This is a genomic window from Bacillus sp. EB106-07-01-XG149 (assembly GCF_058791555.1).
In genome coordinates this window covers 916,651-930,740 of the sequence record NZ_JBYTDP010000002.1, presented here as the reverse complement: position 1 = coordinate 930,740, position 14,090 = coordinate 916,651, and the positions used below count along the sequence as shown (strand labels likewise).

Genomic DNA, 14,090 nt, shown 5'->3' with positions numbered 1-14,090 from the left:
AGTTGTCTTCGGTAGCTTTTTACATTATGAATAAATAGGAATTAATTCTCGCTTGAAATCTTCGTACATTTCAAAGGAAATTTTCATGATTTCTTTGAGTTCTTCATAACTGTGGAAACCTGGACGGAGCACTTTTTCAGTATCATTGGATAATACGTCTACAAACATAGCCCAAGATGTTCCAGTTCTAACTTCACCAGTGTGCCATGCTTCCCAAATAAATTCAACGAGCCCATATTTTAAGCTGATATTGAATCTGAAAGTATAGAAATCCTTGTTCTTTACTTCACCAACAATAAAAAAGTTTTCTTTTTTCATAAAACGAGCTTTATAGCCAAGAGACTCGAATACTTCAATTACTTTTTCGTTTTCATGGTTTTCAAATGTATTTTCCCTATCAGAAAACTTTTCTGATAGGGCTTTATATCTCTTAATAAAATCAATTTTTGCAAGACTGGCTTGTATTTCAGGTTTTAATGAATAAGGCAAAAGTTATTCCTCCTAAAATATTAAGTCTATCCTTATTTTTGGGTCATTACTTCATATATCTTTAAGGTGAAATCATGAATAAATAGGAATTAATTCTCGCTTAAAATCTTCGTACATTTCAAAGGCAATTTTCATGATTTCTTTGAGTTCATTGTAACTGTGGAAATATAGCACGGGTACTTTTTCCGTGTCATTTGATAACAATCTTATAAATATGTCCCAAGGGTCTCCAGCTCTAACTTCACCATTATGCCATGCTTCCCAAATCAATTCAGCAACACCATATTTTAAGCTGATGTTGAATCTAAAGGTGTAGACATCTTTGTTTTTTACTTCTCCTACAATAAAAAAGTCTTCTTTTTTATTGTAACGAGCTTTATAGCCAAGAGACTCGAATACTTCAATAGCTTTTTGATTTTCATAGTTTTCAAATGTATTTGTTCTATCGGGAAATTTTTCTGATAAGGATTTATATCTTTCTACAAAATCAATTTTCTCAAGTACCTCTTTTATTTCAAGTTCTAAATCATATGCCATCAATTATTCCTCCCTAAACCTAATCTCAATAGCATATTTACCTTTCATTTCTTTCAAATACGTCTCAAAATTTTTCCTGAATTTGTTTCTTTTTTCGTACGTGAAATTGAAGTCTTTGCAAATGTATAATCCGCTTGATACAGTTCATTTTGAAGTATCTTAGTTATAATATTTTCACCAGTAAAATCAAATATGCCTTTTCCATGATATTTGATTTGAAACAAAGGAAAAGCTAACGTAAACGTTAGTTTAAATATCAATCAGGTGTTACATCGAGTACATCCCTAAATAGAATGTCATCAACAGTTACATCGGGACCAAATAGTGCGACATCGTCTGCAAATTTTATTCCTTCTATTTTTCGGCTACTATCTGTGTAACCAATTCTTTCATATCCGCTTGCTTTTAGAGTTGTTTCAATAACTGATATTAATTGAGATTGCAATCTAGTATATTCTTGCTCTGAATCTCCAGTTAAAGTAGGCATCATGCCATTGACATCTTTATTTACAATTTCAAAGGAATTAAGGATAGAATATACATTAGCTAGTTTAGAAATGATAAGATATGTAGTATATTCAACTTCAAACTCACCTTTTACATAACTTGGTAAAGTAATATACCAATCATTTGAAGGAAATACTATGTCGCTATCTCCTTTAATTTTAATATTATTTTTATTACAAAAATCAATTATTTGTTTAGGGAGAGTTAGTTTGATAGAAGACTTTTGTAGATATTCTTCTATATTTTTTTCAACGTAGTATTTTCTTTTTACTTCTTCAATTTTTTTATTTAACATTTATGTCATGCCCTCCTGACTTATCTGGTCCTTTAGTTCCTTTCAAATCAAAATCAATTTCACCTAAATGTTTACCTCTTTTATTGAGTTCTTCAAATCTTCCATGTTGAGTATCTACTGAGTAATGTTTTTTAGTTTTAGGGTCAGTATAAATAGTTCGTCCTTTATTCTTTTTTTCTAATGATTTATTTCTTTCCCATCCATTGTTTTTTGCGATTTCTTCCGCTTTCTTATTTACTTTGGGAATACGTTCTTCCTTAGGTAACTTGCTAATTCCTTTTTCAAAATCAGCTGCAATTCTACTAGAAGATTGGAATTTTTGAAGAGTATCAATACTATTTTGAATCGTATTATACCATACAAATGTACCATGTGTAGCAACACCTGCTCCAGCGGTTGTAAGAACTAAATCAGCTGGGATAACAATTGGTGATGCTGCCCCGAAAGTTACTCCTTCTAACAATACGGTTCCAACATTTGATCCTGTTACAATGGCTATACCGCCCAAAATTTCAAAAATAGATCCTACCCCTGATACAAAATTCCCCACAAGATTTCCGGCTTGAAAGGTTGTTTTGTTTTCTAATTCATTGCCCATTGGTAATTCCACGCCTGTAAAGTTTTCAGCAGCTGAATTACAAATTCCTTGGAAGAATTCCCAAGCGCCAATAGCTGTTTTTTGGTACCACGGTCTATTAGCTTCTTGTTCCTGCAAAGCCATTTTTTCTTCAATTTCTTTTTTTATTTCGGCTTCTTGAACTCTTTCCTCTGCAATTTTTTGAATAGAGGCTATCCATTCCATATTCAACCTTTGTGTACTAAATGTACCACTTACCGGACTAAAACCTTTCCCGCTTTGGACTTCCGCTAAACCCATAGCAATACTAGCTGCTAGTTGAAGGGCCGTGCTGTAGTTATTACTGGATGTATAATCGAATTCATGTAGACGCTCTAGTTTTTCATCAAGCTTTTTTCTCATCGTAATTAAAACAGCCACAATTGAGTCTACTCCAGGCATTGGTGTAAGTACCTCTATTGCTTCTATACTTGCAATGGTTTGATTGATTTCTTGGATTTGTTCTCTTATTTCTTGTTCGATAACATCTGTAGAAGCTACCTGTGATTGAAAGTCTCTTGGAAAAGCATCATTTTGACGGATTAATTCTTCGCATAAGTAAATGATTCCTTGTGCTAACGGACGAAAGGTTTGTAAGAAATATGCTTTTGCACTACTATATGTTTGTCCTTGTAGAACAGTATCCAATGCAAAAGCGTCAATAGAATGAATAATTTGTTCCATTCCTTGAATAGTAGCGTTACAGAAAGCATTCATACTTTCTGTTTGAGCTTGTACTTCACCGAGATACATATTTAAAGACATGAACTTTCCCTCCCCTTACAAGAAAATAATACCAATTTAAGGGAATTGTTGTAAATGTAATGTTCTGATTATTGAGCTGAAAAGTTGCTTGTTCATTAAGTTTTTTAATCTTATTCGGATGCTCTGGTGATGAAGAGGTTTTTAAGGTTGAATGTAAATAGAAAAAGGGAAGGTATAGATTATATACAAATAAATACGTTGTAAAAATCATGTTAACGAAAGGAGAGTATAGCAAAGAAAAATGAGTTATGGGGGAGAATATAGTATTTTTAAGTGTTAGAAGAAGGGGGAGGTTTTTATTAATGTGGATAAAAAATTGATGAAATTCTAGAGAGAGGGTTAATTTTTATTAACTATAGACTTGCAGTTCTTTTTTATTTTGTTACATTGTTCTGTTTCTATACATATACCGGCTATATTCAATAAAAAAAGCCCAGGCCCCTTGATAAACAAGGTTCCTAAGGCTTTTAATACTACTCTTTTCAGAGTACCGAGATTAACGAGAGTAGAACTCTACGATTAATGCTTCGTTGATTTCAGCTGCTAACTCAGAACGCTCAGCGTGACGAGTGTAAGTAGCTTCTAATTTATCAGCATCGAAAGTTAAGTATTCTGGTACGAAGTTGTTAACTTCGATCGCTTCTTTAACAACAACAAGGCTGTTAGATTTTTCGCGAACGCTGATTGTTTGACCAGGTTTTACACGGTAAGATGGGATATCTACGCGAGATCCATCAACTGTGATGTGGCCGTGGTTTACTAATTGGCGAGCTGCACGACGAGTGCGAGCTAAGCCCATACGGTAAACTAGGTTGTCAAGACGAGCTTCAAGAAGGATCATGAAGTTTTCGCCGTGCTTACCAGGCATTTTACCTGCTTGGTCAAATGTGCGACGGAATTGACGCTCAGTCATGCCGTACATGTGACGAAGTTTTTGTTTCTCTTGTAATTGTAAACCGTATTCTGAAAGTTTCTTACGTTGGTTAGGACCGTGAGGACCTGGTGCGTAAGGGCGTTTTTCTAATTCTTTTCCTGTGCCGCTTAGAGAGATTCCAAGACGACGAGACAGTTTCCAAGCTGGACCTGTATAACGAGCCATAGTTGACTCCTCCTTTAAAAATGTTTTTATTTACGTAAAATAAAAACAGACGTAATCGATATTTACGGGCATTTTGTTTTCATGTACCTTCGCTCCAGCAGCAGGGAGTTACGAGATACACCTCCGTAGAGGAACAAAATACAAACGATAAACTCACATTACAAGGCTGCCTTTTTATTTTACACAAACGCTATTATATCTTTTACCTAGAGTTTCGTCAAGCGGGTACGTTTTTGTTTTATGCATATAAATTTTGGAAATTAATAAGAAGGAATTTAAAACGATATACAAGAATTGATAGAAACACAAATAAAACGCTTACATAAAATGTGGTAAAAAATGTTCATTAATTTTTTGTTGATGAATATGCGGTATAAAAACATAAAAGGGGATGTTTTTATGAAAAAGAAGCATATGGAGACAGCGTTAATTCATCACGGTTATACATCTGAGGAACATAAAGGAAGTTTAACACCACCGCTATTTCAAACGTCTACATTTACATTTGAGACTGCGCAGCAAGGAGAGGCGAGTTTTGCGGGAGTGGATCCATCTTATATTTACTCAAGACTTGGAAATCCAACTGTAAAATTATTTGAAGAACGTATGGCGGTGTTAGAAGGAGGAGAAGAAGCACTTGCTTTCGGATCCGGTATGGCAGCCATTTCCGCAACGTTAATTGGTTTTTTAAAAGCTGGAGATCATATTATTTGTTCAAATGGATTATACGGGTGCACGTACGGTTTTTTAGAAGTGTTAGAAGAGAAATTTATGATTACGCATTCGTTTTGTGATATGGAGACAGAGGCTGATATTGAAAATAAGATTCGCCCAAATACAAAGCTTATTTTCGTTGAAACACCGATTAATCCAACGATGAAATTAATCGATTTAAAACAAGTGATTCGGGTTGCGAAGCGAAATGGCTTACTTGTTATTGTTGATAATACGTTTTGTTCACCTTATTTACAAAGACCGCTTGAACTTGGCTGTGACGCGGTTGTTCATAGTGCGACAAAATATATTGGCGGTCATGGTGATGTTGTGGCGGGTGTAACGATTTGTAAAACGAAAGCGTTAGCTGAAAAAATTCGCCCGATGCGAAAAGATATCGGTGGTATTATGGCGCCGTTTGATGCATGGTTATTGTTACGCGGATTAAAGACGTTAGCGGTAAGAATGGACCGCCATTGTGATAATGCCGAAAAAATTGTATCGTTTCTGAAAAATCATGATGCAGTAGAGGGCGTTTGGTATCCAGAAGGTGAGTTAGCATCTCGCCAAATGAAACGGGGCGGCGGTGTGATTTCTTTTTCAGTAAAAGGCGGAAAAGAAGAGACGCAAGCGTTTATCAATGACCTTCATTTTATTACAATTGCCGTAAGTTTAGGAGATACAGAAACGTTAATTCAGCATCCGGCAACGATGACGCACGCTGCGATTCCAGCTGAGCTAAGACAAGAAATGGGTATTTACGATAATTTAATACGTTTATCTGTCGGTTTAGAATCATGGGAGGATATCGTTTCTGATTTAGAACAGGCACTAAAGAAAATATCTACTGTTAGTAATCAATAAAAAAGAGTGAGCTATCGGTTTCGTACGTGATGTACGCAATCGATAACTCGCTCTTTTCTTTTTTAAATATGTTTTAGGAGTGTTTCCACAAACTTTTCTAAATAGCGCTGATCCACTTCGTCAAAACGATTTTTTTCAGGGCTATCGATATCAAGTACACCAATAACAGTTCCTTCTTTCACAATCGGTACGACGATTTCTGAATTAGAAGCACTATCGCAAGCGATATGTCCTGGGAATTGGTGAACGTCTGCTACAAGCTGCGTTGTTTTCGTTTCAGCTGCAACGCCGCAAACGCCTCGTCCAAATGGAATGCGCACGCAAGCAGGCATTCCTTGGAAAGGTCCAAGAACAAGCTGATTTCCTTCTGTTACATAAAAGCCAACCCAATTCACACGATCTAAAAATTGATTTAATAATGCGGACGCATTTGATAAGTTTGCGACTACGTTCGGTTCGCCAGTTAATAATGCATCCAGTTGTTTAATTACTGTCTCGTATTGTTCTTCACGAGAACCTGCATAACTTTCTTTTGTAAACATGGAAACAACTCCCTTTTTATCGAGATGTGTAAAATATTAGCAAAATACGATGTATTTCACATGACTTTGTCGATAGAAAATTAAAGGAATTTGTCTTAAAAGTCAAGAAATTTAAACTATAGCTGTTCAGTGAGAGGAAGTGAGCGCATGAAACAGACGAAACAAAAAGTAATTGATGCGGCAATATCGTTGTTTAACACGAAAGGTTATGATGGAACGTCGGTGCGAGAAATTGCAAAGCGAGCGGATGTGAATGTAGCGAATATTTCATATTATTTTGCTGGAAAGCAAGGTTTATTAGAACAGCTTATTACTGACTTTTTAGAAGGATATATTCATGTGATTGAAACGTCCTTTGAACAGAGAGAATATTTGTCGGCTAAAGATATGATGGTGCAAATGGTGCGTGGGATTTTACGATATCAATTTGAAAATAGGGAATTGACACGTTTTTTTTACCGAGAGCTTTCGCTTGATACGACATTAATTCGCGAAGTGATGACCATTTACTTTTCTAAAGAAAGATATTATATAGAGCAAATTATAAAGCATGGACAAATGAAGCAAGAATTTAAAAAGGTATCTTTTACAATGTTTATGACGCAATTAAAAGGCATGATGAATATGCCGTTTTTATATCCGCAATATATATCAGAAGTGCTGCATTCTTTTCCGTCTGAGACATTTTTCATAGAAATGTACACGAAAGAAATTGAACAATGGATGGAACACACATTATGTATAACGAATATATACTATGAATTACCAAGAGCTGTTCATATGTGAAGAATCCCCACCTAACGAACTGAGGTGGGGATTTTTGTGCTTTCTTTCCTTTGCCATACATTGTTGCATAATAGCGCGATAATTGTTAATGAGGCTCCGGCAATTTCAATTTTGTCGACTGTATAACCTCGAAAGATGGAACCGATAAGTGCAAGTACAGGAACTAAATTCATAAATAATATGCCGTTAATAGATGAAATATAGCGATTTCCTGTGTTCCAGCAAAATACAGCGATAACACCTGCAACAATCGACATATACAAGAGTTCAAAACGAACGCTCATAATTGTACGAAGTGACGGCATAGTAACGATGTTTGTGTAAGTGAAGAAAGTGACGATAACGATGAGTGAAACCGAGCCGAATAAACAAGTTAACGTCGTATATCGAAGTGGTGACCAAGATTGAAAACGAGCACCACCGTTCGTATAAATGACCCAGCAAGTAACGCCGCATAGCATAAGTATATTTGTTGAGAGGTGACTGGCAGCTCCAAATAAAAAGTGAATATTTCCTTTTGAAATGACAAGCATAACACCGAGCAATGCAACGAACATACAAAGGAATGTGTAGTTTTGTGGGCGTTTGTTTTTTGTTATCCACTGCAATAATAAAGCGATGAGCGGCATAAGAGATTGAATCATCGCAGCATGAATGGCCCCAGAAGGCCCGGCAAGTTGTTGGCCGTAAAAAATGAGAAAACCATATCCAGCGAAACCGACTGTTCCGTAAAAGAATAACGAAAGTGTTCTTTTTTCTAAGTGGAGTGAAGTTTTTCCTTCAGTAATGAATAGCAAAATAAGAAAAATAATAGCTGCTGATCCGTATCGGATAGTTGTGAAGAAGAACGGATCGATAAACTGCAGAGCATTTGCCATGACAGGAAACATAAATCCCCAAGCCGTTACGGCAAGTAAGCATAGGAGGGATCCGAGTAGCATTTGTTTTTTGTCCAAGAGTATCTTTCCCCTTTTCATTTCGTTATAGTAAGTTGATGAAATAAGTATAAAGAGTAATTGTTTATAGAGGGAAATATCGATTTTTTATGACAGTTATAACTTTTTGTTAGAGGTGTGTACGATGGATTTGGAAGCAGTACGATCGTTTATTGAAGTGAAGAATACGCGAAGTTTATCAAAGGCGAGTAAGCTTTTACATATTTCTCAACCGGCGCTTAGTAAGCAAATTCAAAGGTTAGAAGCGGATTTAGAGGTTACTTTACTGAAGCGTTCCGCGCAAGGAGTGGAATTAACAGAAGCTGGAGAGTTATTTATAACAAGAATGTTACCGATTTTGGAACACATCCATGAAGTGAAAGCCGAAATGAAGAATTTTCAAGAGAAGCGGAAAATTTCTATAGGCATATTGCCAAGTTTAGCAGCGCATTATATATCAAAATGTAAAGATGTATTAGGTGAAGGATTCGAAGTAGAATGGAAAATTGAGCATACGAAAGTACTAACGGGACTCTTTAAAGAGCGGAAGATTGAAGCGATGTTCGTCGATTCAGTAGTAGAAGACGCTACGTGTATAAAAGAAATGCGAGAAGAAAAAATTGTTTGTGTAGTTTCAAGTGATCATCTTTATAAAGAGAAAATAGTAATCCGAATGGAAGATTTGCAAAATGAAAAGTTAATCGTATATCCAGAAATTTGTGATGTAAGGAAAATGATTACGAATATGTTTCAAGGGATAGGGGCGAAACCAATCATTGCATTTGAAACTTCTTATGCAGAACCGATGCTTGCAATGGTCGGAGCTGGACTTGGTATTACGTTACTTCCAGAAATCGCAGTAGAGCAAGCGGTAAAGCAAGGAAATGTGCATGCGATTTCAATTGAGCCACCACTTGTGCGCAAAATTTATTTCGTATCTCATATGAAAGAGAACCTGTTATTACAATCATTTGATGATGGGAGATAATCCAAACAGAAGATTGAGAAAGATTACAATTGCATTGAAAGAAACATGAAATTTTAAAAAAAACTAGGTCAAAAACACGCCATTACATGGTATGATTAGTACATTGTTAGTTGTTAAATATAGGGGGATTCCCTTTTTATACATAATGCCTTCCATTTCATAAACGGAACGGACAAAAAAAGAGATATAACTAGGAGGCTTTTTTGCATGGATTCTATCCTGACGATCGTTATCATTGTAGTAAGCTCTATTCTAGTGCTGCTCATGATAGAGCTTGTGATAAGAAATCGTTCATATAAAGATATTGAAGCACTGGAGCAGTGGAAACAAGAGATAAAAGATAAGCCTGTGGCAGATGAACTAAAACGGGTGAAAGACTTAAATATGACAGGTCAAACAGAAGAACTGTTTGGTAAATGGCGTGAAGAATGGGATGAGATTGTATCAACAACCCTTCCGAAAGCAGACAAAGATTTAGCGCAAGCGCGAAAATTCGCCTCGCAATTCTCCTTCCGAAAAGCAAAGCATGCGATGAATGAATCCATAAGTGGTTTAGATGACGCTGATAATCGTATTACAGACATTTTAAATGAATTACAGCAATTGTTAGAAAGCCATGAAAAAAATAGCTCGGAAATTGAAGGGTTACGTGATACATATCGTAGTATGAAGAAGAGTGTTCTTGCTCATAGACATATGTATGGAGCAGCAGAGCAGAAAATCGAAGAGATGCTAGATGCTGAATCTAATAAGTTTAAAAGCTTTGAAGAGGCAACAGATAATGGCGACTACTTAAAGGCGAGAGAAATTGTCATTAGTTTAGAAGAAGGTTTAGCAAACTTAGAAATCATTATTCATCAAATTCCAGATTTATTGGTAGAGTGTCAAGCGACGTTACCAGTTCAGCTGGAAGATTTATTACACGGACATAATGACATGGTAAGACAAGGTTATGTATTAGAGTATTTGGAAGTCCCTAAAGAAGTTCGTGATATGACGACACAACTACAAACATGTTTAATGGATATACAGGAGCTTCATATAACGGAAGCAGCTGAAAAAGTAGAAAACTTAAAAACGCGTTTAGATGGCTTCTATGATCAATTAGAACAAGAAGTACATGCGAGACATTATGTGGAGCAAAAAACACTTTCTGTTTATGAAGACTTAGAAGAAATTCGCATTGAAACGATTGAAACAAAAGCAGAAACACAACTTGTGAAACAAAGTTATCAGTTACAAGATAAGGACATTGAGTCTCAAAAAGTAATTGAAAAGCAAATGCACATTTTAATGAAACGTTTTGAAATGCTGCAATTACGCGTTGCGGAACAAGATATTGCCTTCTCTATTATTCGTGAGGAACTAGAAGAGGTTTATGAGCAATGTGAAACGTTAAAAGTACTTCATGCAGAATATAAAGAAATGTTGCAAACGATGCGTAAAGAAGAATTTGAAGCGCGTGAGAAGTTACAAGAAATGCGAAATATCATTTTTGAAACGAAACGTTTTATGAAAAAGTCGAATTTGCCAGGTCTTCCAGAAAGCATTATGGAAGATTTAAAAAGAGGACAAATGGCAATGCAAGCTGTATATGAACAGTTAGAAGTGAAACCGTTAAATATGAACGCTGTAAATAGCAGTTTAGAAGAAGCGTACACAACTGTTAATGGTGTAGCTGAAATGACAGAAGAGTTAATTGGACAAGCGTATTTAGTTGAAAAATTAATTCAATACGGTAATCGTTACCGCAGTCATGATGAGAACCTTGCAGAGAGCTTAAATTATGCGGAGAAATTATTCCGTGAATATCAATACGATGCAGCTTTAGAACAAGCGGCTTCTGTACTAGAGCAACTTGAACCTGGCGTTGTTCAAAAAATAGCTGAATATGTAGACAATGAACAAACCCTTTCATAAGGGTTTGTTTTTTTGTGTAATTTTGCAGGCGATGTTGCTATAATGAATAGCGGAATACAGCAAGGTTATTCGTTTCAAAATAAAGTGAAACTGTAATCAGTGGGGGATCTCACTAATTATTATTATTCACTAATCGGGATAAAACGGAACCTTTGCGTAGTCTTAGCGTAATGACAAGTATTTATGATATGATTATATGATGTGATAGCGCTGAAAGGGGAAGAACGATGATCTATTTTGATAATAGTGCGACGACGAAGCCATATCCAGAAGCCCTTCAATCGTACGTGACGGTTGCTGGGAAATATTTTGGTAATCCTTCTTCTATTCATTCGCTTGGAGGAGAGGCAGAGCGTCTATTAACACAATCAAGAACGATTGCAGCGCAGCTTCTTCACGTTAAACCTTCTGAGATTATTTTCACATCAGGTGGAACGGAAGGGAATAACCTTGCGATTAAAGGAATAGCGATGAGGAATCGTTCGCGCGGTAAACATATCATTACAACAAATATTGAACACGCGTCTGTGTTTGAAGCATATAAACAATTAGAAGATCTCGGTTTTGATGTAACATATTTACCGGTTAATGAGCATGGTGTTGTATCGGTAGAGGATGTAAAACGAGCACTTCGTGAAGATACGATTCTTGTGTCAATTATTCACGTGAACAACGAGACTGGAGCAATTCAGCCTGTTGCTGAAATTGGAACGTTATTATCGAACTATCCGAAAATAAGATTCCATGTGGACCATGTACAAGGGATAGGAAAAGTACCGCTTGATTTATATGCTTCTCATATTGATCTTTGCTCAATATCTGGACATAAATTCCACAGTGTAAAAGGAACGGGTCTTCTTTATGTACGTGATGGCGTAAGGTTAGATCCAATTTTATCAGGTGGTCAACAAGAGCTTAAGTATCGCTCTGGTACAGAAAACTTACCTGGCATTGTAGCGATGGTGAAAGCACTTCGCATGACAATGGAACAAGTGAAAGAAAAGATAGCTCATTTGCACAATTTACAAACAGAGCTTGTCCGTTTCTTGAAAGAGATGGAAGATGTAACAATCAATACGTCGCTTGCATATGCAGCACCGCACATTTTAAATGTATCATTTGTTGGTTTAAAACCAGAAGTGGTCGTTCATGCTTTAGAAGAGCACGGTGTATATGTATCGACGAAGTCTGCTTGTTCTTCAAAAGCAAATGAAGTGAGCAGAGTGTTAGTGTCAATGGGAGTACCCCATGCCGCTGCTGCAAGTGCTATTCGTATTAGTTTGGCACCAGAAAACACGATGGAAGAAGTAAAACAATTTGAAGGTATTGTGAAAGAGACGATGCCAAAATTATATGAAGTGATGAGGTAAAGAAATATGATGACATATGAATATATTTTAGTTCGTTATGGAGAGATGACGACTAAAGGTAAGAACCGTTCTAAATTTGTAAGCACATTAAAAGATAACGTAAAGTTCAAACTGAAAAAGTTCCCAAATATTAAAATCGATGCAACACATGATCGTATGTACATCCAATTAAATGGCGAAGACCATGAAGCAATTTCTGAAAGATTGAAAGATGTATTTGGTATTCATAAGTTTAACTTAGCGATGAAAGTACCATCAGAATTAGAAGATATTAAAAAAGGTGCATTAGCAGCTTTCTTACAAGTAAAAGGCGATGTGAAAACATTTAAAATTACAGTGCACCGTTCTGATAAGCGCTTCCCAATGAAGACGATGGAGTTACTTCCAGAAATCGGTGGGCACATTTTAGAAAATACAGAGGATATCACAGTAGATGTTCATAATCCAGATGTGAATGTACGTATAGAAATTCGCAGTGGTTACAGCTATATTATGTGTGGTGAGCACATGGGAGCTGGTGGTTTACCAGTTGGCGTTGGCGGAAAAGTAATGGTACTTCTTTCTGGTGGTATCGATAGCCCAGTAGCAACGTACTTAACGATGAAACGCGGCGTGTCTGTGGAAGCAGTTCATTTCCATAGCCCACCTTTCACAAGCGAGCGCGCAAAACAAAAAGTAATCGATTTAGCACAAGAGTTAACGAAGTACTGTAAACGTGTAACGCTTCACCTTGTTCCATTTACAGAAGTGCAAAAAACGATTAATAAAGAAATTCCATCTAGCTATTCAATGACAGTTATGCGCCGTATGATGATGCGTATTACAGAGCGTATTGCAGAGGAACGTAATGCACTTGCAATCACGACTGGTGAAAGTCTTGGACAAGTAGCAAGCCAAACGTTAGATAGTATGCATACAATTAACGAAGTAACAAACTATCCGGTTATTCGTCCACTTATTACGATGGATAAATTAGAAATTATTAAAATTGCTGAAGAAATCGGCACATATGATATTTCAATTCGTCCGTACGAAGATTGCTGTACAGTATTCACACCAGCAAGCCCAGCGACGAAGCCGAAGCGTGAAAAAGCGAATCGTTTTGAAGCGAAATACGATTTCACACCATTAATCGATGAAGCTGTAGCGAACAAAGAAACAATGGTATTACAAACGGTAGAAGTAGTGGCGGAAGAAGAAAAATTCGAAGAACTTTTCTAAAACCATAAATTACCATATCTAAAACGTGTATGAAGTCATGTTGTTTATCACACTCTATACTCACAAGGAGGTGATACAACATGGCAAGCAACAATAAATTAGCAGTATCTGGTGCTCAAGCAGCATTAGATCAAATGAAATACGAAATCGCTCAAGAGTTTGGTGTTCAACTTGGAGCTGATGCAACATCTCGCGCTAACGGTTCTGTTGGTGGCGAAATCACTAAACGTCTAGTTTCACTAGCTGAGCAACAATTAGGCGGTTTCCAAAAATAATCCCATATATGATGGCTTAGAAAGAGCGGGTTCTCCCGCTCTTTCTTTTTGTTGTTTGCACCGTTATACATTCATTTCGACATAGATATAAAAAATTTGTCAAAAGAAGAGGGTTCAAAATTGACTGAAAATTCTTTATTATATAAGGGAGGCATAGAAATGGAGGA

Annotated in this window: 14 protein-coding genes; 7 read left to right on the top strand and 7 right to left on the bottom strand. The window is 36.4% G+C overall.

Annotated features, from left to right (window positions below; all coding sequences use genetic code 11):
- Positions 1-24: 24 nt before the first annotated feature.
- The 5 genes from AC3WTA_RS10925 to rpsD form a co-directional block, all read right to left on the bottom strand.
- Entirely contained in the window at positions 25-489 is a 465-nt protein-coding gene (locus tag AC3WTA_RS10925; RefSeq protein WP_001147017.1) for a hypothetical protein, read from the bottom strand.
- 72 nt (positions 490-561) lie between these two features.
- Complete coding sequence (locus AC3WTA_RS10920; RefSeq protein ID WP_000312812.1) at positions 562-1,026, bottom strand: hypothetical protein; 465 nt, start codon at positions 1,024-1,026, stop codon at positions 562-564.
- Positions 1,027-1,282: 256 nt separating this feature from the next.
- Entirely contained in the window at positions 1,283-1,828 is a 546-nt protein-coding gene (locus tag AC3WTA_RS10915) for a hypothetical protein (RefSeq protein ID WP_000932708.1), read from the bottom strand.
- Positions 1,818-3,209 (bottom strand): T7SS effector LXG polymorphic toxin, encoded by a 1,392-nt coding sequence (locus AC3WTA_RS10910; protein WP_002096281.1) that lies wholly within the window; start codon positions 3,207-3,209, stop codon positions 1,818-1,820. Before AC3WTA_RS10910 ends, AC3WTA_RS10915 begins: the two co-directional genes overlap by 11 nt.
- Before the next feature lie 496 nt (positions 3,210-3,705).
- Positions 3,706-4,308 carry a 30S ribosomal protein S4 gene (rpsD, locus tag AC3WTA_RS10905; RefSeq protein ID WP_000135322.1) on the bottom strand — a complete coding sequence of 201 codons (603 nt, stop codon included), beginning with the start codon at positions 4,306-4,308 and terminating at the stop codon, positions 3,706-3,708.
- Positions 4,309-4,707: 399 nt separating this feature from the next.
- On the opposite strand from rpsD, the gene megL reads away from it, so the two are divergent.
- A complete protein-coding gene (gene megL, locus AC3WTA_RS10900) occupies positions 4,708-5,886 on the top strand; it encodes a methionine gamma-lyase (protein WP_000726585.1) in 1,179 nt (392 codons plus the stop codon).
- A gap of 62 nt (positions 5,887-5,948) precedes the next feature.
- Here the strand turns inward: megL and AC3WTA_RS10895 are convergent, their stop codons facing one another.
- The gene (locus tag AC3WTA_RS10895; protein ID WP_000494320.1) at positions 5,949-6,428 is read right to left on the bottom strand and encodes a GAF domain-containing protein; all 480 of its coding nucleotides are present in this window, start codon (positions 6,426-6,428) and stop codon (positions 5,949-5,951) included.
- A gap of 147 nt (positions 6,429-6,575) precedes the next feature.
- Between AC3WTA_RS10895 and refZ the strand changes: the two genes are divergently transcribed.
- A complete protein-coding gene (refZ, locus tag AC3WTA_RS10890) occupies positions 6,576-7,214 on the top strand; it encodes a forespore capture DNA-binding protein RefZ (RefSeq protein WP_000814940.1) in 639 nt (212 codons plus the stop codon).
- Between the two features lie 11 nt (positions 7,215-7,225).
- Here the strand turns inward: refZ and AC3WTA_RS10885 are convergent, their stop codons facing one another.
- Entirely contained in the window at positions 7,226-8,170 is a 945-nt protein-coding gene (locus AC3WTA_RS10885; RefSeq protein WP_000358804.1) for a DMT family transporter, read from the bottom strand.
- A gap of 124 nt (positions 8,171-8,294) precedes the next feature.
- Here AC3WTA_RS10885 and AC3WTA_RS10880 point away from each other — a divergent pair, with 124 nt between their 5' ends.
- The 5 genes from AC3WTA_RS10880 (at position 8,295) to AC3WTA_RS10860 (ending at position 13,923) form a co-directional block, all read left to right on the top strand.
- The gene (locus tag AC3WTA_RS10880) at positions 8,295-9,137 is read left to right on the top strand and encodes a LysR family transcriptional regulator (protein ID WP_492332875.1); all 843 of its coding nucleotides are present in this window, start codon (positions 8,295-8,297) and stop codon (positions 9,135-9,137) included.
- 207 nt (positions 9,138-9,344) lie between these two features.
- The gene (gene ezrA / locus AC3WTA_RS10875) at positions 9,345-11,057 is read left to right on the top strand and encodes a septation ring formation regulator EzrA (protein ID WP_000377307.1); all 1,713 of its coding nucleotides are present in this window, start codon (positions 9,345-9,347) and stop codon (positions 11,055-11,057) included.
- Between the two features lie 227 nt (positions 11,058-11,284).
- Positions 11,285-12,427, top strand: coding sequence for a cysteine desulfurase family protein (locus tag AC3WTA_RS10870; protein ID WP_000638959.1), 1,143 nt, complete (start codon positions 11,285-11,287; stop codon positions 12,425-12,427).
- A gap of 6 nt (positions 12,428-12,433) precedes the next feature.
- The gene (gene thiI, locus AC3WTA_RS10865) at positions 12,434-13,648 is read left to right on the top strand and encodes a tRNA uracil 4-sulfurtransferase ThiI (protein ID WP_000989277.1); all 1,215 of its coding nucleotides are present in this window, start codon (positions 12,434-12,436) and stop codon (positions 13,646-13,648) included.
- An 80-nt stretch (positions 13,649-13,728) separates the two neighbouring features.
- A complete protein-coding gene (locus tag AC3WTA_RS10860; protein WP_000157912.1) occupies positions 13,729-13,923 on the top strand; it encodes an alpha/beta-type small acid-soluble spore protein in 195 nt (64 codons plus the stop codon).
- Positions 13,924-14,090 lie beyond the last annotated feature (167 nt).

Coding starts and splice junctions, on each gene's coding strand:
- AC3WTA_RS10920 (WP_000312812.1), bottom strand. CDS start 1,026: ATGGCATATGATTTAGAACTTGAAATAAAAGAGGTACTTGAGAAAATT.
- AC3WTA_RS10915 (WP_000932708.1), bottom strand. CDS start 1,828: ATGTTAAATAAAAAAATTGAAGAAGTAAAAAGAAAATACTACGTTGAA.
- AC3WTA_RS10910 (WP_002096281.1), bottom strand. CDS start 3,209: ATGTCTTTAAATATGTATCTCGGTGAAGTACAAGCTCAAACAGAAAGT.
- rpsD (WP_000135322.1), bottom strand. CDS start 4,308: ATGGCTCGTTATACAGGTCCAGCTTGGAAACTGTCTCGTCGTCTTGGA.
- megL (WP_000726585.1), top strand. CDS start 4,708: ATGAAAAAGAAGCATATGGAGACAGCGTTAATTCATCACGGTTATACA.
- AC3WTA_RS10895 (WP_000494320.1), bottom strand. CDS start 6,428: ATGTTTACAAAAGAAAGTTATGCAGGTTCTCGTGAAGAACAATACGAG.
- refZ (WP_000814940.1), top strand. CDS start 6,576: ATGAAACAGACGAAACAAAAAGTAATTGATGCGGCAATATCGTTGTTT.
- AC3WTA_RS10880 (WP_492332875.1), top strand. CDS start 8,295: ATGGATTTGGAAGCAGTACGATCGTTTATTGAAGTGAAGAATACGCGA.
- ezrA (WP_000377307.1), top strand. CDS start 9,345: ATGGATTCTATCCTGACGATCGTTATCATTGTAGTAAGCTCTATTCTA.
- AC3WTA_RS10870 (WP_000638959.1), top strand. CDS start 11,285: ATGATCTATTTTGATAATAGTGCGACGACGAAGCCATATCCAGAAGCC.
- thiI (WP_000989277.1), top strand. CDS start 12,434: ATGATGACATATGAATATATTTTAGTTCGTTATGGAGAGATGACGACT.
- AC3WTA_RS10860 (WP_000157912.1), top strand. CDS start 13,729: ATGGCAAGCAACAATAAATTAGCAGTATCTGGTGCTCAAGCAGCATTA.